The following is a 24,992-nucleotide window of genomic DNA, read 5'->3' as shown; positions in this document are numbered from 1 at the left end:
GCCGCCGCGGGAAACGGCAAGGGGAGGGTGGCCAGTGGCCAGCCTCCCCTTGGTGCCTTGCTTGATCTGAAGTGCTCAGAGAGTGATGACCGAGCCCGATTTCGCGGAATCCAAAACAGCCTCAGCGACCCTCAGTGTCTCGAGCCCCTCTGCCATGGTGACGATGGTCAGTGACTTTCCGAGAACTGCATCCCTGAAAGCCTCATGCTCCATCTTGAGGGGTTCACGCTTTGCCAAGGCAAAGCGCGTCGATGACCCCTCGGAAACACCGCGGAACGCCGCCACGGAATCCCAGTCGGTCTGGAACGTTCCGTTCTCAACAAAGGTGAGGTCGGCGGAGATGGTGTCAGCGATGAACGCCCCTCGTTCGCCGAGGACCACGGTGGTCCGTTCCTTCATAGGTGACAACCAGTTGACGATGTGATTTGTCACAACGCCGCTCTTGAGATGTCCGATGGCTGTGACCATATCCTCATGCTCACGGCCACTGCGGGACGTGGTGTGGGCAACGACATTGACGAAGTTGCTCTGGGCCAACCAGGCCGTGAGGTCAATGTCATGCGTTGCCAGGTCCTTGACCACCCCGACGTCGGCAATGCGGGCCGGGAACGGCCCCTGCCGCCTCGTGCTGATCTGGTATACCTCGCCCAGGTCACCGTTCTCCAACCGATCCCGCAGGCTCTGCAACGAGGGGTTGAACCGTTCAATGTGCCCGACGGCGCCGATGAGCCCCTTCGATTCAAAGGCTTGGGCGATGCGTCGGCCGGATTCGGAATCATTGGCGATCGGCTTCTCGACCAGGCAGTGGACTCCAGCCTCGGCGAGCTGCAGTGCCACTTCCTCATGCAGGATGGTAGGAACTGCCGCCACAGCCATGTCGATGCCCTGCGCGATGAGTTCTTCCACCGTGTTGAAAACAGTCAGGCCGTCGGCAACGTTGTGTGGGTCGCCGAACGAATCGGCAACAGCAACCAGATCAACGCCTTCAAGCTCACGGATGACGCGGGCATGGTGGCGCCCCATCATTCCCAGTCCGATGAGGCCTGCTCGAAGATTTGCCACTAGCTACCCGCCTTGGCGACGGCATTGACAGCTGCAACAATGCGGTCAAGGTCATCCTGGCTCAGTGACGGGTGCACGGGAAGCGAAAGCACGCTTGCTGCAGCCTCTTCCGTAACGGGAAGGTCATCGGAAGTCTGGAAAGGCGCAAGACGGTGGTTGGGGATCGGGTAGTAGACCCCGCAGCCAACGTTGTATTCTTCGCGCAGTGCCTTGGCGAAACCATCACGGTCCTCAGCAATGCGGATCGTGTACTGGTGGTAAACGTGCTCATAGCCTTCGGCGACCTTCGGCGTGACAACGCCTTCGATGTTCGCATCAAAGAAGGCAGCGTTTTCCTGGCGGGTCTTCGTCCAACCATTCACCTTGGTCAGCTGGACGCGCCCAATGGCTGCGTGGATGTTGGTCATGCGGCAGTTAAAGCCGACCAACTCGTTTTCATACTGGCGTTCCATACCCTGGTTGCGGAGCAACCGGAGGCGACGCTCCACATCGGCCAGACCGGTGCTGACCATGCCACCCTCACCAGAGGTCATGTTCTTGGTGGGGTACAGGCTGAACATGGCAAAGTCGCCGAAGGTGCCAACCTTGCGTCCGTTGACTGCTGCGCCATGGGCCTGTGCCGCGTCCTCGAAGACCTTGACGCCATGCTTGGAGGCAAGCGCGCCGATCGCATCGACGTTGAACGGGTGTCCGTAAAGGTGCACCGGCATGATGGCCGCGGTACGGTCCGTAATTTTCGCTTCGACGGAAGCCGGGTCCAACGTGTAGTGGTCAGGATCAACGTCAGCGAATACGGGAGTAGCACCCGTCAAAGCCACGGAGTTGGCTGTAGCCGCGAAGGTAAACGAAGGAACAATGACCTCGTCTCCGGCGCCGATGCCGGCAGCCAACAGACCCAGGTGCAGGCCCGAGGTTCCGGAGTTCACGGCGACGGCGGCCCTGCCATCAAGTAGGACCTGGGAGAACTCCTGCTCGAAAGAGGCTACCTCCGTGCCCTGGGCGAGCTGGCCGGAAGCCAACACGGCATCAACGGCCTTGCGCTCTTCATCGCCGATGATGGGTTTGGCGGGGGGAATGAATTCGGGGCTCATGCCTCTACCTCTCGAAGGGTCTCGTTCTGTTCAACATACGTTGCGCCGGTTTCCGGACACACCCAGTTCTCTCCGCTGCGCTGCAGCGGGAAACCAGCTTTGCCGACCCACCCGTGACGCTTGGCCGGAACTCCGACCATCAGGGCAAAATCCGGGACATCTTTAGCCACGACCGCTCCGGCGGCAACTGTGGCCCACCGGCCTATGGTCACGGGCGCAACGCATACGGCGCGGGCACCGATTGATGCGCCCTCGCGAATGGTGACGCCTACAGGCTCCCAATCGTGGGCACTCTTCAAGCTTCCATCAGGGCCGACAGCACGGGGGTAGGTGTCGTTGGTCAGCACAACTGCCGGGCCAATGAACACACCGGCTTCAAGTTCCGCGGGCTCGTAGACAAGTGCATAGTTCTGGACTTTGCAGTTGTCTCCCATCTTTACCCCGGTGCCGATATAGGCACCTCGTCCCACGATGCAATTAACGCCCAACTCGGCCTGCTCGCGGACTTGGGCAAGATGCCAAATCTTTGATCCATCACCAATTACCGCCTTGTCTGACACATCGGCGCTCTCCGCAACCACTATCACCGGTGAAGGTCCTTCCTCATTGAGCACACGCGACAACGAGATTCATCTTAGCTGAGACACCATGCCGCAGCGTCAAGGGCTGTCCGCGAAGATCGCCTCCGGTTTGTCCACATACGCCTGACCGGGCGCTGCGGTACCTCGCGAACGCCTCTAGCGTCAGGTGTAGCCGGACACCATGAAGAGCCGGCGCGTTACAGAACACGGGAAAGACGGAAGCCATGACTTTGGAGTGCACCTTGGTAAGGGGGCCGGCAGCCGCGCAGTTTTCGGCACCGGAGGAACTGACCATCAAGGTATCCCCGGGGACGTCCGGAGCCCATCTACAGTCGATTCTTAGGCAAGAGCGCGGGACTGGATTATTGGCGGTGGACGGGCAGAACATAACAGCTCTAACCGTCGGCAGCCCTCCACTGGTGGCCGGCGCTGTCATCGTCGATGGGCCCGCCCCGCACCATGTCTCTGATCCGGAGCCAGCGCCACTCATGCTGCTCACTCATTCGGGTCCCGGCGCCGGCTTGGTTTACCGTGTTCATCGAGGCCGGTTCCGGCTAGGCCGCGGAAAAGTTGAGGTTTCCATCCCGGATCCCGGTATGTCCAGGGAGCACGCTGTACTGGATGTTTCCAGCACGGCCATGACCCTGACCGGCGTCGGGGCCGGCAACCCGGTCCTGGTCGATGGACGGCCGGCCCGAAGAGCGTCCGTGACCTCGGCATCAAGAATTCTTTGCGGCAACAGTGTGTTCTCCGTGGTCACGGAGCGGGGTCCAGTTCCGGAAATTTCGCGGGATGCCGGTCGTTCTGTGGAAGAACCCCTAGAGGTGCCGCACGCTGGGCGGCAAGGAAACCGTGCGGCGATCATCCTGACCGCCGGGCTGCCGTTGATTGCCGGCGTCGGATTGGCCCTTGCCACGGGGATGTGGATGTACCTGGGTTTCACCGTCATTTCTGCGGTCAGCCTCCTGGTCCCCTTTATGACCGGACGCAAGAGCCGCCGCGAACGGGGATTGGCCGTGGCACACGCCGTCAAGGAAGACCTGATCCGCCGCCAACGATGCTCTCCCTCAGCTGCAGAACTGGCTGTGGCTGCGTCCGGCAGATCAGTAGCGCTGGCCCGCTACTCAGCACAGGGTCAATCCGATTTGCCTTCTTCCCAATCTCTTGGAGGTTTACCCGGCGGAACCGTCACCGAAGCTTCCAGCAGCTGGATCCGGCTGGGCACGGCGAATGCGTCGGCAAACATCCGGCTGGTACCCGATGACCCGATATTCCGTGCACCGGAGATCGGATCAGTGGCAGTGGCTTTAGACCCGCAACTTCCTGTGGTGGCCCTTGGCGGGCCTCCAGACCACGTTGATTCCTTGCTGCGTTTCGTGATGATGCAAATGGCCGCCTTCCCATGCGCCGTGCAGACACACGTCGTCGTAGTCGGGAGCGTCGGAAGGTTGCCTTTAAGTGCCAGGTTCCTCCCGAGGGTAACTCTTGCGGCGACGCACAGGGCGGCCATCACAGCCATTGGCCAATTGAGCGGCAGTGTCCATGGGAGGCTGCTCATCGTCGATGAACCGGCGGGTGAAGACGAGGGCGCCTTGTCGTTGACTCTGGACGCCGCACACCACAGTGGGTGGCAGGTGCTTCAATGCGGCACGCCTGCTGAACAATCCGGCCCCTCGATCGAACTTTCCCAGTCAGGAACTACAGGAACACTGAACGTGCACGGCCAGCGCAGGATTTTTGTGCCGGACCTCGTCCCGGTCAGCGTTTTCGACGCATTCTGCCGGTCCATGGCGCAAACCCACCAAGTCGGCGCCGAAAAACAGCAATCTGTTCCTGAACAGTGCGCACTGAATGCACTGCTTCCGTATGGGACACGAAGGGTTGCCCTCCGCTGGGAGGAGACTGCCAAGGTGCTCGGGCTCAGGGCGGTTTTGGGCCAGGGTCCGCAGGGAGCCGTGGTCTTCGACTTCAAGCGCGACGGCCCGCATCTCCTGGTGGCCGGTACCACGGGCTCTGGAAAGTCGGAGCTCCTGAGGACCCTCGTTGCTTCCATGGCCTTGACGTACTCCCCGGAGCAAGCAATCTTTCTCTTCGTTGATTTCAAAGGCGGCTCGGGTTTACGGCCGCTAGCAGGCCTGCCCCACTGCGTCGGCCTCCTGACCGACCTTGGCGGGCACCACTTGGATCGCGCTCTGGCATCGCTCCGGGGCGAGATCAGGTACCGCGAGGAGCTTTTCGCTGCTGCTGACGCGACGGATCTGGACGAATACCACCGCGCTGCATCGAGGACGTATCCGGCAGTTCCACACTTGGTGTTGGTCATCGACGAGTTCCGAATGCTCATTGACGAGGCTCCCGGCGCCCTTCGTGAGCTCATGAGGATCGCCACCATCGGCCGCTCACTGGGAATCCACCTCGTGATGGCGACACAGAGGCCTCAAGGGGCATTGACTGCCGACATCCGGGCAAACGTTGCCTCCAGTATCGCCCTGAGGGTGCAATCTGCAGCAGAATCAGTGGATATCATCAATTCCAAGGTGGCTGCCTCCATACGTCCGGATACCCCGGGAAGAGCCTTTCTGGTCCGGGCCCCAAGCGAACCGGAGGAATTCCAGGCCGCGTCCTTGACGATATCCAATGATCCCAATGCCATTGATGGCCCTGCCGTCGGCTCCCCGCAGCTCGTCCTGGGCACCACCCAGGCACTGACCACCGGTTCAAGCCATCAGGGCTCGCCGCCCCACGAGATGGCCAAACAACAGGTTGCCCACCGCGATGACGGTGTCAGGCGACTTGTTATGGCTGTACAGGATGCCTGGCAGCGGCAGGGCAGCCATCTCCCCCGCTACCCCGTGGCCCCTCCCCTGCCGTCCGCAATTCCCTGGACCACCGGACTTTTTCCGCTGGACGCCCCTTCCCCCGTCACTGGAACAGCGGCATGGAGTGTTGGACCGCTGGCATTGGCCGACAAACCCACGCGGCAAACCGTAGAGAACCTGCAATGGGTGCCGGCAGAACAAGGACACCTTGCCATGATCGGCAGCGCTTCGAGCGGCATGCACTCCTGCTTCCGGGCAGTTTCGGCCATGCTGGCGGCCCAAGGTCCCCAGCCTCATCCCTACGTCCTGGACGCGGCCGGAATACTGGGCGATCTCGCAGGACACGAAAGGATGGGAGCCCTCGTCGGCCTGCACCAATTGCCCCTTGCGGCGCGTGTCTTGAAACGCCTTGCCGAGGAGATGGATCGGCGACGCACCAGCAGCGACGCTGCCAACGCCGCTGAACCCCTGGCTTTGATCATTACAGGGTGGTGCTCCTGGGCGACGTCCTTCCGCGCAGGGCCCCTGGGCTGGGCAGAAAGCCTCGTGCAGGACATCGTGCGGGATGGCCGGTCGCTCGGCATCGCGGTTTTGATCTGCGGCGGGCGGGAATTGGTCAGTTCGCGCTTCTTTGCCGCGATTCAGAACCGGGCCTATTTTCCTGCAGGCTCTACGGACGAGGCCCGGTTCCATTGGCCGCGTCTTCCGGAGGTGGAAGCCATTGCAGGGCGCGCCGTCGCCACAGGGAACTTCGTCGGCGGAGATGTTGTGGTCACGCAGTTCCGCGCAGCGCCCGAAACGGGACGCTGGCCTTTCGTGCCCTTCCCACTCCGAAAACCGCCTTTCAGCCTGCGACCCCTGCCTGATCGGCTGGATGAACAGGAATTCAGCAAGGGACTCATGTCATCGTCGGTGACGGAAGCTGCCCGACAGCAAGCAGGCGGCCCTCTCTGGGTCGGTGTTGGAGGGGATGAAGCGCAGCCTGTTTCGCTGCCCCTCCAACTTCACGGTGCCAGCATCATCCTCGGCAGCCATCGATCCGGAAAGAGTGCCGCTTTGGCATCACTCCGCCGCCTGAATCCTTCTGTTTCCTGGGTTTTCCCGCCAGCTGGAACGTCTGCGGACCGTTTCTGGTCCTCGGCTGCGCAGGATGCAGGAGATCTGGACCCGGAGAGCGTCCTGCTGGTGGACGACGCTGATTCGCTGGAGGCCCCGGGGCGCCAAGCACTCACTGCATTGCTTGGAAGGGTCCGGGGCGTCGTCATGACAGCCACTCCCGGTCCGGCGCTGATCCAGCAATTGCCGCTGGCACGGGAAGTCCAGACTTCAAGGATGGGCTTGATCCTGGCACCGGGAACACCGCACGATGGCGATCTCCTCGGAGTGCGCCTGGAAACAGAGCGCCCAACGCGCCCCGGGCGCGGCTATCTGATAGACGGAGGAGAAGTTCTGCCTTTTCAAGCGGTTCTCACAACGGGGATCCCTGCCCGTGATGACCTCAGTTCCGCGTCAGAGCCCGACAGTTCCCCTTTAGAGGCCGACTAGAGTACCCCGGTGGTGCCGCCCGTGCGTGAGGCGTAAGCAATGACGTCCTTGTGGAAAAGGAAAACGATCGCCGCAACGGCAGGGATGATCATTGCCAGGCCCGGCAGTACAAGCCCGCCCGTCATCGTCGGAAAGCCGATGGTCAAAACGAATAACTGCGCCACCAACGCAGCCGCCCGGGTCCATCTGTATCCGCGGAACAGGTAATGCCCCACCGCGAACAACCACAGTGAGAATGCCAGGAGCAGCCCCAGCGTGAAAACGGCGCCCCAGAAGGTCAGCACCGGCGCACCGGTAAGCAACTGGTACGCGTACCAGGCAGCGGCCGCCATCAGCGCGAGGGCTTCGAGCAGGACAACAGCCGAAATCACGGCGACACCTCGGGGCCTGCGATCGCCGGCAGTGCCACTGGTTTCCTTGTGCGCCTGCGCGTCGGATTCTTCTCCCCGCTCCGGTCCGGAGGCGGGTTGGGCTGGGTTTACGGGAGGTCTTGACACACTGGCACACTACCGGACATAGTCATCTAGCAGTGAGGGCACTGGCGGCTGATGTGATGCATCGCTCACGGATTCCGGGCATTTCGACCACTAACACCCCTTGTTTACAAGGCGTTAACATGAAACGCTTGACTCAGACGACCAAGGGGGCCCATGCGGGCCCCTTTCCTTTGGAGCCTCTCGTGAATGTTTTCACAAAAGGCCCTATCTAGTTCTCACGAATGGAGTGACTGATCAGCATGGATTGGCGTAATCGCGCAGCCTGCCTCGACAAGGACCCGGAGCTCTTCTTCCCAGTCGGCAATACGGGACCAGCACTTCTGCAAATCGAGGAAGCAAAGAGCGTCTGCCGCCGCTGCCCCGTAGTGGACACTTGCCTGCAGTGGGCTTTGGAGTCCGGGCAAGACGCCGGCGTGTGGGGCGGTATGAGTGAAGACGAGCGTCGGGCTCTCAAGCGTCGCGCTGCCCGCGCACGCCGCGCTTCCTAGTTCTCGGAATTAAAGAAGGCCGCAGACCAATTGGTCTGCGGCCTTCTTTGTTAAGCCATGGATTGTGGCGCTCTCCCCGGCCCCACCCGGTCAAGCACAGCGAACGCCTAAGCGCGGGCCAGGTTCAGCACAATTTCGACGGCGGTTCCCCCTCCGTCGCGGGGGCTCCACTGAATTGATCCTCCGAGCTCGCTCGTCACCAGCGTGCGGACAATCTGCAAGCCCAAGCCTTCGGTGTACTGACCATCCGGCAGGCCAACGCCGTCATCAGCAATGGTGACCGTCAGGAATTCGTCGTTTCCGTCTCCGTCGGCCCGGTCGGCCAACAGCCAGACAGTTCCAGTCCGTCCCTCGAGGCCGTGCTCCACGGCGTTGGTCACCAATTCGTTGATGACCAAGGCCAAGGGTGTGGCGAAATCACTGGGCAACTCGCCGAACAACCCTGAACGTTCTGTTCGCACTTGTTGGGACGGCGACGCCACCTCGGCAGAGAGCCGGAACTGCCGTCCGATCAGCTCGTCAAAATCAACGCTCTGCGTCAGCCCTTGGGACAGGGTTTCATGGACGAGTGCGATGGTTGCCACGCGCCGCATGGCTTGTTCCAAGCCCTGCTTCGCTTCGTCACTGACCATTCGGCGCGACTGCATCCGCAGCAGCGCCGCCACAGTTTGAAGGTTGTTCTTCACCCGGTGATGGATCTCCCGGATGGTGGCATCCTTGGTGACGAGTTCCATTTCCCGGCGGCGTAGTTCCGAGACGTCCCGGCATAGGACCAGGGCACCGAAACGGTGTTGCTCGTCGCGCAAGGGGATCGCTCGGAGGGAAAGGCTGACGCCCCGTGACTCAATCTCGCTACGCCACGGCATTCGTCCTGTGACCACCAGAGGCAGTGTCTCGTCCACCATGCGGCGGTCCTTGAGGAGACCGGCCGTCACCTCCGCCAAGGACCTGCCCTCCAGCGATTCGACTTCGCCGAGGCGCCTGAAGGCTGACACGCCGTTGGGGCTCGCATATTGAACGATGCCTTCGGCATCGAGCCTGATAAGTCCGTCCCCCACACGCGGTGCTCCGCGGCGTGATCCCGTGGGGGAAGCGAAGTCGGGCCACAGTCCCAGGGTTCCCATACGCAGGAGGTCGTAGGCACATTGTCGATACGTCAGTTCCAGCCTGGAGGGCATGCGGGAGCTGGAGAGATCCATGTGGGACGTTACTACGGCCAGCGTCCTGCCGTTCCGAACCATGGGCACAGCTTCCACCCGCAGCGCCATCTCGCTGCTCCAGCTCGTTTCGCTGGATCGTTCGATCGAGCGGCTGTTCCATGCCTTATCCACCAGCGGACGAAGATCGGAACGGATGCCCTCCCCCACGAAGTCCGCGTGAAACACCGTATGTGATGTCGACGGACGGACGTGGGCGAGGGCGATATAACCGAACTCCGGATGCGGGAACCAAAGAGCGAGGTCCGCGAATGCCAAGTCGGCGACCATCTGCCAGTCACCGACGAGGAGGTGCAGCCATTCGGCATCTCCAGGCCCGAAATCAGCGTGTTCCCTGATGGGGTCTGTAAAGATTGCCACTGCACCTCCATTTGCGACGCCGGGATTGCCCCTAGCGTCGAACGATTGACCTCAAGAGCCTTAATGCTACCGACAGTGAAGCCATGTCGTCGGCTTCAAGCGCGTTGACCTCGTCAAACATGGTCTTGGCCCTGCCCAATTGCTCGGCATTCTGCCCTTCCCAGGCCTTCAGGCGATCTTCCGCCGAGGTTCCGGACTCCGTCGACTCCAACACCGACGTCGTCATATCCGCAACGGTTGAATAGAGGTCATCGCGAAGGGCAGCCCTGGCCAATGCCTGCCACCGATCATCACGCGGGAGGGAACTGATCCGCTCCAGCAGCGAATCGACGTGGAAGCGGTTGAACACCGTGTAGTAGACGTGTGCAACCTCTTCGACGCTGCCGCCGCCGGTCTGGGCAATCCTCGCGATATCCAACAGCGCGTAACTTTCGAACAGTTCCGCCCACCTGTGGGCAAGGTGCTCCGGCAGTTCCCAGCTGCGCGCCTTCTCAAGCCAGCCTGAGATGCGGGTCTTGTCCTCGCCACGGAGGTAATCCAACAGCTTGGCCCGCAAGGGTGCCATCATCGGCTTGAACGATTCCACCACCGCGGAAATCGGCTGCGACGCCATCCCTTGCCCCAGGACCCAACGCACAGCCCTGTCGAGCAACCGGCGGATGTCCAGGTGGACTTCACTCCAGTGTTCCGTCGGGAACGACGCAGGGAGTGCGTTCAACTCCTCCACCATGGGGTCGAGGTCGTATATTTCGCGCAAGGCCACGAAAGCTTTGGCAACCGCCACCTCATTTGCCGAGGTTTCTTCGATTGCCCGGAAGGCAAAGGTGATACCACCAAGGTTGATGATGTCGTTGGCCACTACCGTGGCGATGATTTCGCGCCGCAGCGGGTGTGTGTCGAGTTCGGCGTCGAATTTCTCGCGCAACTGCTTCGGGAAGTAGTTGCGGATGGTGTCGGCAAACCAAGGATCGTCTGCCAGGTTGCTCTCACGCAGCGCCGCACCAAGTTCGATCTTGGCGTAGGCCGCCAGCACTGCGAGCTCCGGCGACGTCAAACCCTGGCCCTGCTCCAGCCTTGCCCGAAGTGTCTCCGTGGTGGGCAAGGCTTCGAGATCACGCTTGAGGTCGGCGGACTTCTCCAACCAATCCATCAGTCTTTCGTAGCTTGGGCTCCATTCCGCCACCCGCGTCCGATCATTCAGGAGCAGGATATTCTGGTCGATGTTGTCCTGGAGGACGAGTCGCCCCACCTCATCGGTCATAGCGGCCAGGAAATCGGCCCGCTCTGCTGACTCAAGCTTGCCGGCAGCCACCATTCGATCCACGAAGATCTTGATGTTCACCTCATGGTCGGAACAGTCCACCCCGGCCGAGTTGTCGATCGCATCGGTATTGAGGATGACGCCTTGGAGGGCGGCTTCGATGCGCCCACGCTGCGTCAAACCGAGGTTCCCGCCTTCGCCCACAACCTTGACCCGCAGGTCCCGTCCGTCCACACGGATGGCATCGTTTGCCTTATCGCCAACAGCTGCGTGGGTCTCGGTGCTGGCCTTGACGTAGGTGCCGATACCGCCGTTGTAAAGGAGGTCGGCCGGAGCCAGCAAAATGGCACGAAGGAGTTCCGGCGGGCTCAACTGCGTGGTGCCCTCTGGCAGGCCCAGCGCCTTACGGACTTGGTCGGAGACCGGGATGGTCTTCGCTTGGCGCGCGTAGACGCCTCCACCTTCACTGATGAGTGACCGGTCGTAGTCATCCCAGGAGGACCGGGGCAGCTCGAAAAGCCGCTGCCGTTCCGTGAAGGATGCCGCGGCATCAGGTGCCGGATCGAGGAAGATGTGGCGGTGGTCGAACGCGGCCAGGAGTCGGATGTGCCGGGAGAGCAGCATTCCGTTGCCAAAGACGTCGCCGGACATGTCGCCCACGCCAACTACGGTGAACTCTTCGGTCTGCGTGTCCAGATCAAGTTCGCTGAAGTGCCTCTTGACCGATTCCCACGCTCCTCGGGCCGTAATGCCCATCGCTTTGTGGTCGTAGCCCACGGAACCACCGGAGGCAAAGGCATCGCCCAACCAGAAACCGTACTCGGCCGCGAGCCCGTTGGCGGTGTCGGAGAACGTGGCTGTTCCCTTGTCGGCTGCCACCACCAAGTAGGAATCATCACCGTCGTGACGGACAACGTCCGACGGCGGGACCAGCCTTTCGCCGTCCGCTGAGGTCACGAGGTTGTCCGTGATATCCAGCAGGCCCCTGATAAAGGTCTTGTAGCTCTCGATGCCTTCGGCCATCCACGCTGCACGGTCAACTGCCGGGTTGGGCAACTTCTTCGCGAAGAACCCACCCTTGGCACCTGTCGGCACGATCACGGCGTTCTTGACTGTCTGGGCCTTGACCAGTCCAAGGATTTCAGTGCGGAAGTCCTCCCGGCGGTCGGACCAGCGCAGACCGCCTCGGGCTACCTTTCCGAAGCGCAGATGTACGCCTTCAACCCTGGGTGAGTAGACCCAGATCTCGTACATCGGGCGGGGGAAGGGCAGCCCGTCGATCGAGGTTGGATCCAGCTTGAAGCTGAGGTATTCCTTGTTCTGGAAGTAGTTGGTCCGCAGGGTGGACTCAATCAGGTTCACGAAGGTACGCAGCACACGGTCAGCGTCCAACGTTGCCACCTGTTCGATGGACTCGGCCAGGTTTGCCCTCGCCGCAGCCTGCCGTTCGGGCCGAAGATCCTCCGGCACAGCGGGATCAAAGCGCGCAGAGAAAAGTGCATTCAGGCCACGAGCGACATCGGGGTTGCCCAGAAGGGTGTCAGCGATGAAACCAAACGAGTTGGTATTGCCCATTTGCCGCATGTATTTGGCGTAAGCCCTGAGGACCACTACCTGGCGCCAGTGCATGCCTTCACGCAGTACAAGCCGGTCAAAGTTATCCGACTCCACGGCTCCGGTGACGGCGGCTCCGAAGGAATCACTCAGGAGTTCCCCCGTAGCAAGGGGGTCCACGCCGGCAGGGTATTTGAGCCCGAGGTCGTAGAGGAAGAAGTCACGGTGATCGGAGGTTTCGATCTCGAAGGGGCGTTCGTCCAAAACCTCGAGACCAAGATTGTGGAAGTACGGGAGGATCTGGCTCAAGCTCTTGGGCTCCATGAGGTAGAGCTTGACCCGAGCGTCCTCCTCGAGAGCCTCACCGGCACCTTCAGGAAGATATACGTGAACCCCGGGCTTGACCTGCTTGGTTGTTTCCCCGGCCCTCTCAGCCTGGGCCCCGTACTTTTCGAAACGTTCGATGTCCTCCAGGGCGTCTTCGACCTCATAGTCCACCCGATACCCGGCCGGGAATGCCTCAGCCCACAACGCCGACAAGACATCGGCACTTCCTGCCGGGCGGTGCTCGCGGAGGACCTCAGCAACCCCTTCGCTCCAGGAGCGCGACGCCCTCATGAGCCGGTGTTCAAGTTCGGCAACGTTGACTTCTGCCAGCTCAGCCGTACGCGGAAGCCGGATCCTGAAGAAAACACGGGCCAAGGCAGATTCAGTGATCCGAGCCTCGTAATCAATGCTCTCGGCCTGAAAGGTCTCCCGAAGTTCCTGTTCGATCCGGAGGCGGACGCTGGTGGTGTAACGGTCGCGGGGCAAGTACACCACGGCCGACATGAAGCGGCCGTAAATGTCGGGCCGCAGGAACAACTTTGTACGGCGTCGTTCCTGGAGACGTTGGATCCCGGTTGCGGTAGCGGCAAGGTCCGGAATCTCGATTTGGAACAGCTCGTCGCGAGGATACGTCTCGAGGATACCCAGGAGGTCCTTACCGGAGTGGGAATCGATCGGGAATCCCGCGTTCCGCAGCACGGCGTCCACTTTGTCGCGAACAATGGGAATGTTGCGCACAGAACCGGTGTAGGCACTCGTTGCGAACAGCCCGATGAAACGCCGTTCCCCATTGACGTTGCCCTGGGCGTCGAAGCTCTTGACGCCGATGTAGTCGAGGTAGGCCGGCCGGTGCACTGTCGACCGGGAGTTGGCTTTGGTGATGACCAAGGCCCGCTTTTCACGGGCGCGCTTACGCCCGGCGTCTGTGAGGTGCTGCACCTGACGTGTCGTATCCCCTGCCCGCAAAAGGCCCAGGCCGCTGTCTTCGCGTAGTTGGAGGACGTCCTCGCCGTCCTGCTCCACGAGGTCGTACTCGCGGTATCCGAGGAAAGTGAAGTTGCCGTTGTCCAGCCAGCGCAGAAGATCCTGTGCTTGCCGGAGTTCGGCAATTTGCTCGGGATGGGAGATGCCGCCAAGGGCTTCCGCCAGTTCCAATGCTTTGCTGCGCATCTTGGGCCAGTCCTCGACTGCTGCCCTGACATCGCCGAGGACGCGTTGCAGTCCCTCGATCAGTTCCGCGCGGGCGTCATCGTTCACGCGGTCGATTTCAACAGCTATCCACGACTCCATGTGCGAGGAGTTGTTATCGTCGCCCAGGAGGTGGGCCACGCTTGGCAGCGCAGCGGTATCACCGCTGGATATCCCGACGTTGGAAGGAACCCTGGAAATATTCCGCAGTTCCCCGGACACGCGGTCGCGGGTGATGACGAACAAGGGGTGCATGACCAGCCGGATGGCACAGTTCTGGCGAACGAGTTCGGCGTTGACCGAGTCCACAAGGAACGGCATGTCGTCCGTGACAATGTAAACGACGCTTCGGTCCGTTTCGCCTGCAATTTCGACGACGGCATTTCCGGGCGTGCGGGATTGCGCGACTTTCTTGTGATTCGTTGCCCGCGATATCAGCAGCTCGGGCGAATATGCGCGGGCGTCCTCCTCTGCGAGGTGTTCATAGTAGTCACCGAAGAACCCTTCACGGACAACTGTTGCTTCGGACCGATCCTCCACGCTGGATCCTGACGACATCTACAAACGCCTCCATCACATGTTGATTGCTGCGACTCTGCAGCCCACATTTTGAGCCTAGCGCTTAAGCAGGCGTGCGGCTCTGGTGTTTCGGCCAAAGGATTTCCTTTTTTGCTGGTCAGGCGCACAGACCAGATTGGCGATGGCGAGCCGCAGTGCGGACTCGGGCGCAATTTCCAGGAGGACTGAGCCGGAAAGCAAGGCAGCATCGCATGCCACTGGGTCGGCAGGAAGGTAGGCATCGATCCTCAGGCCCGGGCCGAACCGATCCCAGGCTTCTGCCAGTTGCTGCTCGGGCGCATGGCCGATGGCAGCCCGCTTGACCTTATTGAGCACCACACGAAGGGACGCTCCTGGAACAACGGCTTCAATCTCAGCCAAGCCCCTTATCAGCCGGGGTATTCCCACTGCATCGGCTGCTCCCACAGCGAAGACAACGTCAGCCATTTCCAAGCTCCTCAGAGTTGCTGCGTTCCGCCTTGGAGCCATGGTGTCGAAGCTCAACTCCTCATCGGATTCGAGGCAGAATCCGGTATCGATCACCACGACATCGGTCACTTCTTTGGCTCGCTCAAGAACGTGCGAGAGCGCAGCCGCCCTCAATTCCGTCCATCGATCGGCGCGGGTGGTCCCACTGAGCACCCGAAAGGAGCCGTCTTTGGTAAAGACGGGGGTCGCCGCAGCCTTCAGGGCGTTGGTATCAAGCATCCCTTGGTCCGCAAGCCTGCAGGCCTGGGCCAGTCCTGCAGCTTCGTCCAACAGCCCAAGCACAGCAGATACGCTGGCACCATAGCTGTCGGCATCCACCAGGATGACGGATTTACCCTCCGCTGCCAGTTCAGCAGCTATGTTGACCGCCAGTAGAGTCCTGCCGGGCGAACCAATAGGCCCCCATACGGCATAAACCTGGCCCAAATCTACCGGAGAAGGGTCCGCCGGAGGTTCGGGAAGATGGACTAAAAGCCCACCACCTCCAACGTCAGCGAAACCTGCGTCCTGGCCCGCGCCGAGGCGGCCGCGCGCGTCCTCACGACCTACAGCCTCGGATATTTTTGTCGCGAGGGCGGACGGCTCTATCCCGGAAGCCGCCACAACCACTCCGATGGAGTGCAGCCGTACCGCTTCGGACGGGTCATCCGTCAGGGCCACGATCGAGACCCCTACTGCGCCAAGGCGATCCACCAAAGTTGTGGTCAGTTCCTCACAGCCCTCCGCCACAACGGCCGCCATGGCAAGACCGCTTTGGCAGGCGGCCATCAGCTCAGCAAGTTCTGAACAGCGGCGAACCACCGTCACCGGCCCGTGCAGGCCCTCAAGCCCACCCACTACAGCCTCCTGCGCAGGGCCCACGGTAACTACGGGAATGCTCATGGGTTACGGCCCGCAGGATTCCACACGACGGAGATATTGGCCTTATTCGCTTGAGCACCCAGCAACTTGGGCATCTGCTCATCGGTGACGAGCACCAGTACCTGAGTTGTCTTGGAGGCCCCCAAAGCCGCCGAGCCCGCAACTACCTCGGCAATTTCCGCGCCAGGCAACAACAATTGCGGCTCATCAAAAGCACTGCTGGTACCCGGTAAGGCAACCCAGACATCGACGCGCGCACCACCGACAGCCTGGGCAGGGAGTTCTCCTTCCATGGAAATGGCGACCGGCTTCCTGTTCAGGGCATCAGCTTTTCCCAGGCTTCCCTTGGGAACGAGCTCGCTTTTCGCCACCCGCTGCAGGGCGACCTGATCTTCGTCCAGCCCACCCTCTACGGTGATGTATCCGGACTCAATATCATCCAGGCGCACATTGACAATCGAGACGTCAGCTTCGGTAACTACCTGGCCAACGGCAATGTCTTCGCGCGCACTATAGACCTGCGTAGTTCTGTCCGCCGACCCAACCAAGGCCACGACGCCGCCAATGGACACAAACATCAGCAGCATCCCAATGAGAAGCCGTGGGTCCTTCCACGATGGCTTCTTCAATCTGGCTGCAGCAACCGCTGCCACTTGATCCATGTTCCTGCTACCCCCGGTGAGCTCAAGGCATGGTCGTCGGACCCGCCCCCTTATTCTTACCGTCCGCTCGCATTCGACAAAGGCCAACTACCTCAAACTGACTAAAACTGTGGATAAACGCACCAAAAGACGCCAGCGGTGGCAAAATGGTGCCATGCCCCGATTCCTGACTCTGGCGGATGTCGCCGAACAACTCCAAATCAATTCACCGCAGGCTTATGCCTTGGTGCGTAGCGGGGAGTTGAAAGCCATTCAGGTCGGCGGACGCGGCCAATGGCGCATCGAGGAGACAATGCTGGAACAGTACATCCAGGAGCGTTACGCCGAAGCGAACCGCATGATTCAGGAAGCAAAAACCAAGGCGAACCAACCGGCTGCTGCTGAATAACTACTGCCCTGCTGCTGAACATAGGGCTGCAACAGCACTGAACGGGAGTGTCATGACTGAGGCTACGTTGCCCGCCCGCCTCACTTCGCCGTCCCGGACCACAGCCAGATCGAAATGGTCCCGGCCGACCCTGTCTATGACGCCCGCGATCTTCATGCCGTTGCCGGACCGCGTGCTGAGATAAACAACAAGGGGGGCCCGGTCCCTCGCAAGCGCCCTTAATGCTGAGGCGATCCCTGGCAGTTGCATGAGCGTCGATGCAGGCTTGAGGGCCAGCCTCCCCAAACCTTCGAAGCTGAGCACTGCCGCGAAAGGCACCAGCCACTGCCGCGGGCCCTCCGACAACACCAACCATTCGGTGCCTACACGCCCCACGAGGCCTTGAACGATGCTGCTGTCCACCAGAACGAGCTTGACCACAGAGCCGGCTGCACCTCGGAGCCGATCCCCCAGAGCCACGCCGGCAAGCTCCACCCTGGAGCGCTCGGCGATCTCGGATTCCGCTTCCAGAGCACGTTCAGCAGAAAATTGTGCTTCCAAGTCGTCAAAGAGAGAGTCCCATCTCATGTGAGAAGACTAGGCTGCAAGATGTAGGCACGGCGAATAAGGCGCCACCATGTATCCCGGATTGGACAGAAAGCCCCAGACGTGACCACAATGGGCCTAACGATGCCAAAACGCATCAAACTGCATCAATCTAAGCTTGGGGGCTTTGATGGCAAGACAATTACGCAGCGACGCATGTCTCGCTGCAACGATCCTGGGCCTTGGGCTGCTGCTGGTTTTCGTTGGCACCAAGCTCCTGGAGCAATGGCGGTCAGCGGGCCATCATCACCAGAGCTTTTCGTTTGAGAACCTGCTCGGTCTTCTAGCGACCGGTTCCGGCTTGGCATTGGTGGCGTGGTGGAGCCTCTCGTTGCTGCTCGCCTTTTTAGCATCCCTGCTACACCTGGGCGGACGCAAAAGAGGGGCCAAGGCCCTCGCCAAATTCAGCCCTGCCTTTATGCTGCGGCTCGCTGTAGCCATGGTGGGCTTGAATCTCTTGGGTGGCCCCATGGCGCAAGCAGCGCCTCCTACGCCCGACCCGGGTTGGGGAACCGCGATGGCGAATGTTGCGCCGTCTCCTCACCCGGCCTGGACCCCAACGTCCGTTGCGGGGCCTGCGCCGGCATCACCGAGGTCCATGGCCGAGACGCCGCCGGAAGCGCGCGACCCACGCTGGAAGCCGAAATCGCCTTCGACCGATCCCGGGCTTCTAAGCCGGCCATCGACCAGGCAAGAGAACTCTCCGAAGGAAAACGGCGTCGTCGTGAAGGTGGGAGACTCCCTTTGGTCTATTGCAGCAGCGAGGCTGGGGCCCCTTGCCACGGACGTAGATGTCGCATTGATGTGGCCCAAGTGGTACGCCGCAAACCGCTCAGCCATCGGTGTGGATCCTTCAGTGTTGATCCCGGGCCAGATCCTGCGGCCACCCCTACCCGGCTAACAGTCCAGGGGTAGGCAACCCCCAATTATTTGGCCCACTCAGGGGCCGTATCTGCCACATAAGCAGCAAGTTCAGCGTCATCCCAGCAGAAGCCACCAGAACAGGTCGTCCCCACGACCCCGTTCATGCAGTGAATGCCTGAGGTATGACCATGACCGTTGTCACCGCTAGCCGGCCCACCGGCCGACCAAGCACCCAACGAACTTTTGCGGGCCACGGTTCGAGCAGTAGGGACATCGACGTTCGGTTGGTTGCCCGCAGTATTGCGCAAGCAGCGCTGGAGGTCCTGGCCGGCACACGCGCCATCAGCCAGCTCTCCCGTTCCTTGGACCCTGACTGCTACACATCACTGCAACACAGGGCAGCACTCACCCGCAAACACGCCGCAAGGGTCCGTGGAAACCAGCATCCACACAGCAGCCCCATGGTCCGCTCTGTTAGAACCTGCTCTATTTCCGACGACATTTGTGAGGCAAGCATTGTTGTCGCGGAAGAACAACGATGCCGCGCGGTGGCCATGAGGTTGGAGCGCCTGGATGGCGTCTGGAAGGTTACGGCATTGGAGATCGGATAGCCCGAACCCACCAATCGCAGGCAAACGCCCAGAGGGCAGCAAAAAGGGCGAACCCCGGAGCTTGAATCCGGGGTTCGCCCTTTTGACTGAACACTGTCAGTACTTGGCCCGCCAGCCGATCAGGCTATAGACCTGACGGGCAGTACTGAATCAGCGACGCTTCTTCTTTGCCGGCTTTCGCTGTTCTTGGCCTGCAGCCTTGGCCGGGTTGCCGGACCGACCGGAAGCACGGCCCTCAATACGCGTTTGGGTTGCACCATCTTCACCTGGAGCGGTGTACTGCAACTGCGCCGGCTTCTCCGGTGCCTGCAGACCCGCAGCCCGGATCTGCGGTTCATGATGTTCAGTGTGCGTGCCCTCGGGGGTGTCGTCCGTAACCACTACATCTTCGGCGGGTGTGACCTCAACCTCAAGGTTGTACAGGAATCCGATGCTCTCCTCGCGGATGGCTTCCATCATCGACTGGAACATCACGAAGCCTTCACGCTGGTACTCCACCAGGGGATCGCGCTGAGCCATCGCCCGAAGACCGATGCCTTCCTTGAGGTAGTCCATCTCGTAGAGATGTTCCTGCCACTTACGCCCAAGGACGGAGAGGACAACACGGCGCTCGAGCTCGCGCATGCTCTCAGAGCCGATAGCCTCTTCGCGGGCTTGATAGACAAGTCTGGCATCCGAGAGGATCTCATCCTTCAGGAAGTCAGCGGTGACCCTGGACCTGCCACCTGCTTCCTCGATGATCTCGTCAGCGGTAACAGTTGCGGGATAGAGGGTCTTCAGGTTGGTCCACAGTTGGTTGAAGTCCCAATCGTCACCAGTTCCCTCAGCAGTGGCCGCGTCGATGAGTGCATTGATGGTGTCTTCCAGGAAGTACTGGACCTTTTCGTGAAGGTCATCACCTTCAAGAATCCGGCGACGGTCCCCGTAGATAGCTTCGCGTTGGCGGTTAAGGACGTCATCGTACTTGAGGACGTTCTTTCGCTGCTCGGCGTTGCGGCCCTCCACTTGGCCCTGGGCCGATGCGATGGCGCGCGAGACGAGCTTGGATTCAAGGGCAACGTCGTCCGGTACGGAGCTGTTCATGAGGCGTTCGGCAGCACCTGAGTTGAACAACCTCATGAGGTCATCCGTCAGGGAAAGATAGAAGCGGGATTCGCCGGGGTCGCCTTGACGTCCTGAACGGCCTCGCAGCTGGTTATCGATCCGACGGGATTCGTGGCGCTCGGTACCCAGGACGTACAGTCCGCCGAGGTCCAGAACCTCTTCGTGTTCGTCTTTGACCGCTTGCTTTGCCGCAGAAAGCGCCTCGGGCCAAGCTGCCTCGTACTCTTTGGAGTTCTCCTCGGGATCGAGCCCGCGCTTTGCCAGCTCTGCGATGGCAGTAAATTCCGCGTTGCCGCCGAGCATGATGTCAGTACCGCGGCCGGCCATGTTCGTGGCAACGGTAACGGCGCCTTTTCGTCCAGCCTGGGCCACGATGGATGCTTCACGTGCATGGTTCTTGGCGTTAAGAACCTCGTGCCGGATGCCTTCCTTGGCAAGCAGCTTCGAGAGGTACTCGCTCTTTTCAACACTGGTGGTGCCCACCAACACCGGCTGGCCTTTCTCGTGCCGCTCGGCGATGTCCTGGACGACGGCGTCGAACTTTACGACTTCGTTTTTGTAGACGAGGTCCGGCTGGTCGATCCGCTGCATGTCGCGGTTGGTGGGGATGGGGACGACACCCAGCTTGTAGGTGCTCATGAACTCTGCGGCCTCAGTCTCGGCCGTACCGGTCATGCCGGCGAGCTTCGAGTACATGCGGAAGTAGTTCTGCAGGGTCACCGTGGCCAGGGTCTGGTTCTCGGCCTTGATCTCGACATTTTCCTTGGCCTCAATGGCCTGGTGCATGCCTTCGTTGTACCGGCGTCCGGCCAGGATACGGCCGGTGTGCTCATCAACAATCAGGACCTCGCCATCGAGGATGACGTAATCTTTGTCCCGCTTGAACAGTTCTTTGGCTTTGATGGCGTTGTTAAGGAATCCGATCAACGGCGTGTTTGCCGATTCGTAGAGATTTTGGATTCCGAGGTAGTCCTCGACCTTTTCAATGCCGGCTTCAAGGACGCCTACGGTGCGCTTCTTTTCATCGACCTCGTAGTCGACTTCAGGCTGCAGGCGCACTACGACCTTCGCGAATTCGCTGTACCAGCGGTTGGTGTCTCCCTGAGCGGGACCGGAAATGATGAGCGGCGTACGGGCTTCATCGATCAGGATGGAGTCGACCTCATCCACGATCGCGAAGTTGTGGCCGCGCTGAACAAGTTCACTGGCGTCCCAGGCCATGTTGTCACGCAGGTAATCGAAGCCGAACTCGTTGTTGGTTCCGTACGTGATGTCTGCAGCGTACTGCTGGCGCCGGACTGCGGGATCCTGGTTGGACAGGATGCAACCGCTGGTCAGTCCCAGGAACCTGTAAACGCGGCCCATCAATTCGGACTGGTATTCCGCGAGATAGTCATTGACCGTCACAACGTGGACACCCTTGCCGGCCAGCGCGTTCAAATACGCCGGGGCGGTTGCCACGAGGGTCTTGCCTTCACCAGTTTTCATTTCCGCAATGTTGCCCAGGTGGAGGGCTGCGCCGCCCATCAACTGGACATCGAAGTGGCGCATGCCCAAGGTGCGGGAAGAAGCCTCCCGCACAGCGGCGAATGCTTCGGGGAGGAGCGCTTCCAGGGTCTCGCCGTCCTGGTGACGAGTCCGGAGATGGTCCGTCTCCTCGCGGAGTTCGGCGTCCGTGAAGGACTTGAAGGAGTCTTCCAGGGCATTGATGGAATCGGCATAGTTCCGCAATTGCTTGAGTGTCTTTTTGTCACCCGTGCGGAGAAGTTTTTCGATTAGTGATGCCACGTGAAATTGCTCCCAGTCTCATGCTGCCGAATTCTGGCTGTTTCAGTCTACGGGAGAGACCAGTGCCACGTTGCCGCGTTCACCTATCAGCGGACTGTCCGGCTGCAGCAATCCATCACGGCCCTCAGCACGATCCGCCACGGCTTCGGCGAGGACCCCGGCGAGATCCCCCACCGGCCACACCACGACGTCCTGCAACTTGAGCCACGAGGCCATAAGTTCCAGTTCGGCGGCAAGTTCGACGGCGGTATCTGCCGGAGCTCCGAGCTCAGCGAACGCCGAGCGCACCAGGAGCCGGCCGGACGCCCGATCGGCTTTCAGGTCCACCCTGGCCACGATTCCGTCCCTCAGAAGGAACGGCAGGACGTAATAGCCGTACTGGCGCTTGGCCGCTGGCGTATAAATCTCTATCCGGTAATGGAAGCCAAAGAGTTCCTCGAGGCGCCGCCTCTCAAAGACCAGTGAATCGAACGGGCTCAGCAGGGCACGGCCCTCCGCCTTTCGTGGCACCGTGGCAGTGACATGCCGGTAGGTTTCCCTCTCCCAACCCTTCACTGTCACTGGAAGAAGGCGCCCCGCGCGGACCAATCGCCGAACAGACTCCGCGCCGGCTTTGAGGGGTGTGCGGAAGTAGTCGGAAAAGCAGCGGGCAGTTCCTACCCCATGCGCCTGGGCGGCAGCATCCATCAGGCGGTCAAGCGAGTCTTCGGGCGTGCCCCCTGGCTGTGTCACGAAAGGAACCACCCTGGAGGTCAACGTGTACTTTCGCTCGAATTGCTGTGTCCGTGAGGCGGCGGAAATCCGTCCTTCTTCAAACAGGTGTTCCAGGACCCGTTTGACGATGTTCCAGTTCCATCCCCAGTTGCCTCGGTCAGCTTCTTCGTCATGTCCGAGCTCTGCCGTAAGTTCCGAAGCCGTCATGGGTTGTCCCGCTGTGAGTGCGGTAAGAATACGCTCTTCCATATCCTGGCGGACATGGGGTTCCAAGTGGTGGGCGCCAACCCAAGCCCGCTTTTGCCACACCATGAGGTCTTGAAAGTGCTCAGGGCGGATAAAGCTTGCCTCGTGTGCCCAATACTCCATCATGCGGCGCGGTTTCCGTCCGGCCATCGTGTGAAGGATATGGGGGTCGTAACTACCAAGCCGGGAAAAGAACGGAAGGTAATGGCTTCGTGCCACCACGTTCACGGAATCGATCTGGACAAGCTGGAGTTGGGCAAAGGTCCGGCCCACCGCCCGTGCTGTCACGGGGCCGGCGGGCCGGGTCCTTGCCAATCCTTGAGCTGCCAATGCGATCCGCCGTGCCTGTGAGAGGCTCAGCGAAGCGGTCATGGAAGTCCCTTCATGCAGGAGATGTTGCCTTACTTGGCTGTGGACGCCTGATCATCGGAACGGTAGGCGTGTATTTTCTCTTCCACAGCTTCCTCGCCGGGTTCGCAGCTGGAGTCGAGCGTGATCACGCCATAAGTCCAGCCGTTGCGACGATAGACGACTGACGGCGCATTGGTTTCCTTGTCCAGGAAGAGATAGAAGTTGTGGCCCACAAGCTCCATATTGTCCACGGCGTCATCCAGCGTCAGTGAGGCTGCCGGGAAGACTTTCCGACGGATCAGGACAGGTGAATCACCTGCGGGAATGTCGTTCTCGATCTCGTAGGGAGAACGCTCGTCTACCGGTGGGGCAGCTTCCTGGTGGTTGCCGGCCTCGACGTAGAGCGGTTCGCTCGCACTGGCTGGCTCGAGTGTTGCTGTGGCCTCCCGCACGGCTTTCGGCGTGTGGCGTCCGTGGTGCACCTTTTTCCGGTCCTTTGCACGGCGAAGCCTCTCCAGAAGCTTGCTGTACGCGAGATCGAAGGCAGCGAATTTGTCAGCGGCTGTAGCCTCGGCACGGATGACGGGGCCGCGGCCCAGGACTGTCACTTCAACGGTGAGCTGGCCCGGTGTCTGCCGAGGGTTGGTTTCCTTCGAAACCTTGGCGTCGACTCGCTGGACCTTATCCCCCAGCGACTCAATCTTAGAGATTTTCTCGCCGGCGTATTCGCGAAAGCGGTCAGAAACTGTGAGATTTCGTCCGCTGATCATGAACTCCATGGTGCCCTCCAAATAACTCAGGTGACACGACAACGACTCTGTTGGGGGCTTGTCTGACGGACAGTCGAGCCCCTTTCCGAGCCGCTATCGACAGGTACATCTGTTCTTGGTACCCACAACCGACGTTAGTTCATCGCCACGCGTTATTCATCCTTTAGTCACTTATTTTTTGATTGAGTCTCGAGGACTTCATAGGGATCGCCCTCGACCGGGTGGGAAGCGTAGGCTGGTGGCCTCGTGGCCGCAAGAACAACGGCGCCGCAGACCACACCTCCCGCTGCTTCCACGGCACGCATAGCTTCGGCAAGGGTGGCGCCGGTAGTGAGGACGTCATCGACGAGAATGCATTTCCTGCCCTTGATTTCCCTAAGTCTCCGGCTTCTTACGCGCATGGATCCGCGGACTCTTTTAGCCCGGGCGCCCCGCCCCAATCCTTTTTGCCCCGCGCCGGATGCCCATATCCCATCACCGACAAACAGATCGGCTGCCCTGTCCAAAAGACTCCCGGGTGATTGCCAGCTGATACGGGTGGGACCGCGTCTTTTCTCCAGCGCATCAATGGTTGGGCACGCCGGCACCATGCCTCGCATCCGCACGACGAAGAGCAAAAGATGTACCGGACTGAATCCCCTCTTCCGGTAAGCCCGGCCGCTTGTCGGGATTGGCACCAGGCAGAAACCCGGCTCACCCCCAATGGCACGTTCCACCGCTTTGCCCAGGCACGATGCCAGCACCCCGGCCAAGCGCCATTGGCCAAAGCGCTTGAAGGACAAGAGGCACTGTGCAAGTTCATCCCGGTATGGACCCGCGGCTACCACCCCCAGCTTCACTGTGCCGTCCGTCAGAACCAACCCGGGGGACTCCTGTTCTGCCCGGAAAGGTTGCCTGCAGAGTTGGCGAACGTGCTTGGCGCAGTTTCCGCACAACACTGTGTCCTCCGCTGAACAGCAAACGCACTCCACCGGAACCAGCATTCCAAGGAGGTCGAGCACCGTTCCCTGG

At 60.8% G+C, this 24,992-nt stretch carries 18 protein-coding genes; 5 read left to right on the top strand and 13 right to left on the bottom strand.

All coding sequences use genetic code 11. The features are described from left to right. Positions 1-75: 75 nt before the first annotated feature. The 3 genes from M1D51_RS07700 to M1D51_RS07690 are packed head-to-tail and all read right to left on the bottom strand — an operon-like array spanning position 76 to position 2,767. The gene (locus M1D51_RS07700; protein WP_458109118.1) at positions 76-1,062 is read right to left on the bottom strand and encodes a Gfo/Idh/MocA family oxidoreductase; all 987 of its coding nucleotides are present in this window, start codon (positions 1,060-1,062) and stop codon (positions 76-78) included. Continuing rightward, on the bottom strand, positions 1,062-2,153 hold the full coding sequence (locus M1D51_RS07695) for a DegT/DnrJ/EryC1/StrS family aminotransferase (RefSeq protein ID WP_172324765.1): 1,092 nt from the start codon (positions 2,151-2,153) through the stop codon (positions 1,062-1,064). Before M1D51_RS07695 ends, M1D51_RS07700 begins: the two co-directional genes overlap by 1 nt. After that, positions 2,150-2,767, bottom strand: coding sequence for an acyltransferase (locus tag M1D51_RS07690; protein WP_026540062.1), 618 nt, complete (start codon positions 2,765-2,767; stop codon positions 2,150-2,152). Before M1D51_RS07690 ends, M1D51_RS07695 begins: the two co-directional genes overlap by 4 nt. Before the next feature lie 191 nt (positions 2,768-2,958). Between M1D51_RS07690 and M1D51_RS07685 the strand changes: the two genes are divergently transcribed. After that, on the top strand, positions 2,959-7,098 hold the full coding sequence (locus tag M1D51_RS07685) for an FtsK/SpoIIIE domain-containing protein (RefSeq protein ID WP_458109117.1): 4,140 nt from the start codon (positions 2,959-2,961) through the stop codon (positions 7,096-7,098). Here M1D51_RS07685 and M1D51_RS07680 read toward each other — a convergent pair. Next, positions 7,095-7,595: a hypothetical protein gene (locus tag M1D51_RS07680; protein ID WP_458109116.1), complete on the bottom strand. Its 501-nt coding sequence runs from the start codon at positions 7,593-7,595 to the stop codon at positions 7,095-7,097. The two genes, M1D51_RS07685 and M1D51_RS07680, sit on opposite strands and share 4 nt — an antisense overlap. Before the next feature lie 239 nt (positions 7,596-7,834). On the opposite strand from M1D51_RS07680, the gene M1D51_RS07675 reads away from it, so the two are divergent. Then, the gene (locus M1D51_RS07675; RefSeq protein ID WP_003804966.1) at positions 7,835-8,083 is read left to right on the top strand and encodes a WhiB family transcriptional regulator; all 249 of its coding nucleotides are present in this window, start codon (positions 7,835-7,837) and stop codon (positions 8,081-8,083) included. A 107-nt stretch (positions 8,084-8,190) separates the two neighbouring features. Here the strand turns inward: M1D51_RS07675 and M1D51_RS07670 are convergent, their stop codons facing one another. The 4 genes from M1D51_RS07670 to M1D51_RS07655 are packed head-to-tail and all read right to left on the bottom strand — an operon-like array spanning position 8,191 to position 16,560. Beyond that, complete coding sequence (locus M1D51_RS07670) at positions 8,191-9,660, bottom strand: sensor histidine kinase (protein WP_026540059.1); 1,470 nt, start codon at positions 9,658-9,660, stop codon at positions 8,191-8,193. Between the two features lie 31 nt (positions 9,661-9,691). Then, on the bottom strand, positions 9,692-14,548 hold the full coding sequence (locus M1D51_RS07665; RefSeq protein WP_458109115.1) for an NAD-glutamate dehydrogenase: 4,857 nt from the start codon (positions 14,546-14,548) through the stop codon (positions 9,692-9,694). Between the two features lie 57 nt (positions 14,549-14,605). After that, a complete protein-coding gene (locus M1D51_RS07660) occupies positions 14,606-15,919 on the bottom strand; it encodes an AAA family ATPase (RefSeq protein WP_172325752.1) in 1,314 nt (437 codons plus the stop codon). After that, positions 15,916-16,560, bottom strand: a complete 645-nt coding sequence (locus tag M1D51_RS07655; protein WP_458109114.1) for an SAF domain-containing protein — start codon at positions 16,558-16,560, stop codon at positions 15,916-15,918. Before M1D51_RS07655 ends, M1D51_RS07660 begins: the two co-directional genes overlap by 4 nt. A gap of 154 nt (positions 16,561-16,714) precedes the next feature. On the opposite strand from M1D51_RS07655, the gene M1D51_RS07650 reads away from it, so the two are divergent. Continuing rightward, positions 16,715-16,948 (top strand): helix-turn-helix domain-containing protein, encoded by a 234-nt coding sequence (locus M1D51_RS07650; protein ID WP_172326258.1) that lies wholly within the window; start codon positions 16,715-16,717, stop codon positions 16,946-16,948. On the opposite strand, the gene M1D51_RS07645 is transcribed toward M1D51_RS07650, so the two are convergent. Beyond that, on the bottom strand, positions 16,949-17,515 hold the full coding sequence (locus M1D51_RS07645) for a hypothetical protein (RefSeq protein ID WP_458109113.1): 567 nt from the start codon (positions 17,513-17,515) through the stop codon (positions 16,949-16,951). Positions 17,516-17,663: 148 nt separating this feature from the next. Between M1D51_RS07645 and M1D51_RS07640 the strand changes: the two genes are divergently transcribed. Together M1D51_RS07640 and M1D51_RS07635 are read left to right on the top strand one after the other, a co-directional pair. Next, entirely contained in the window at positions 17,664-18,434 is a 771-nt protein-coding gene (locus M1D51_RS07640; RefSeq protein WP_458109112.1) for a LysM peptidoglycan-binding domain-containing protein, read from the top strand. A gap of 151 nt (positions 18,435-18,585) precedes the next feature. Then, on the top strand, positions 18,586-19,008 hold the full coding sequence (locus M1D51_RS07635) for an Rv3235 family protein (protein WP_253951743.1): 423 nt from the start codon (positions 18,586-18,588) through the stop codon (positions 19,006-19,008). Positions 19,009-19,158: 150 nt separating this feature from the next. On the opposite strand, the gene secA is transcribed toward M1D51_RS07635, so the two are convergent. The 4 genes from secA to M1D51_RS07615 form a co-directional block, all read right to left on the bottom strand. Then, positions 19,159-21,900, bottom strand: a complete 2,742-nt coding sequence (gene secA / locus M1D51_RS07630; RefSeq protein ID WP_458109111.1) for a preprotein translocase subunit SecA — start codon at positions 21,898-21,900, stop codon at positions 19,159-19,161. Between the two features lie 42 nt (positions 21,901-21,942). Continuing rightward, positions 21,943-23,232 carry a winged helix-turn-helix domain-containing protein gene (locus tag M1D51_RS07625; protein WP_458109110.1) on the bottom strand — a complete coding sequence of 430 codons (1,290 nt, stop codon included), beginning with the start codon at positions 23,230-23,232 and terminating at the stop codon, positions 21,943-21,945. 29 nt (positions 23,233-23,261) lie between these two features. Further along, positions 23,262-23,990: a ribosome hibernation-promoting factor, HPF/YfiA family gene (gene hpf, locus M1D51_RS07620; protein ID WP_458109109.1), complete on the bottom strand. Its 729-nt coding sequence runs from the start codon at positions 23,988-23,990 to the stop codon at positions 23,262-23,264. A 158-nt stretch (positions 23,991-24,148) separates the two neighbouring features. Further along, on the bottom strand, positions 24,149-24,382 hold the full coding sequence (locus M1D51_RS07615; protein WP_458109108.1) for a ComF family protein: 234 nt from the start codon (positions 24,380-24,382) through the stop codon (positions 24,149-24,151). Positions 24,383-24,992 lie beyond the last annotated feature (610 nt).

The sequence above is a fragment of the Arthrobacter sp. R3-55 genome (assembly GCF_054161505.1).
Note: the sequence above shows the minus strand (reverse complement) of the source record. Positions and strands in the feature narration are given on the sequence as shown.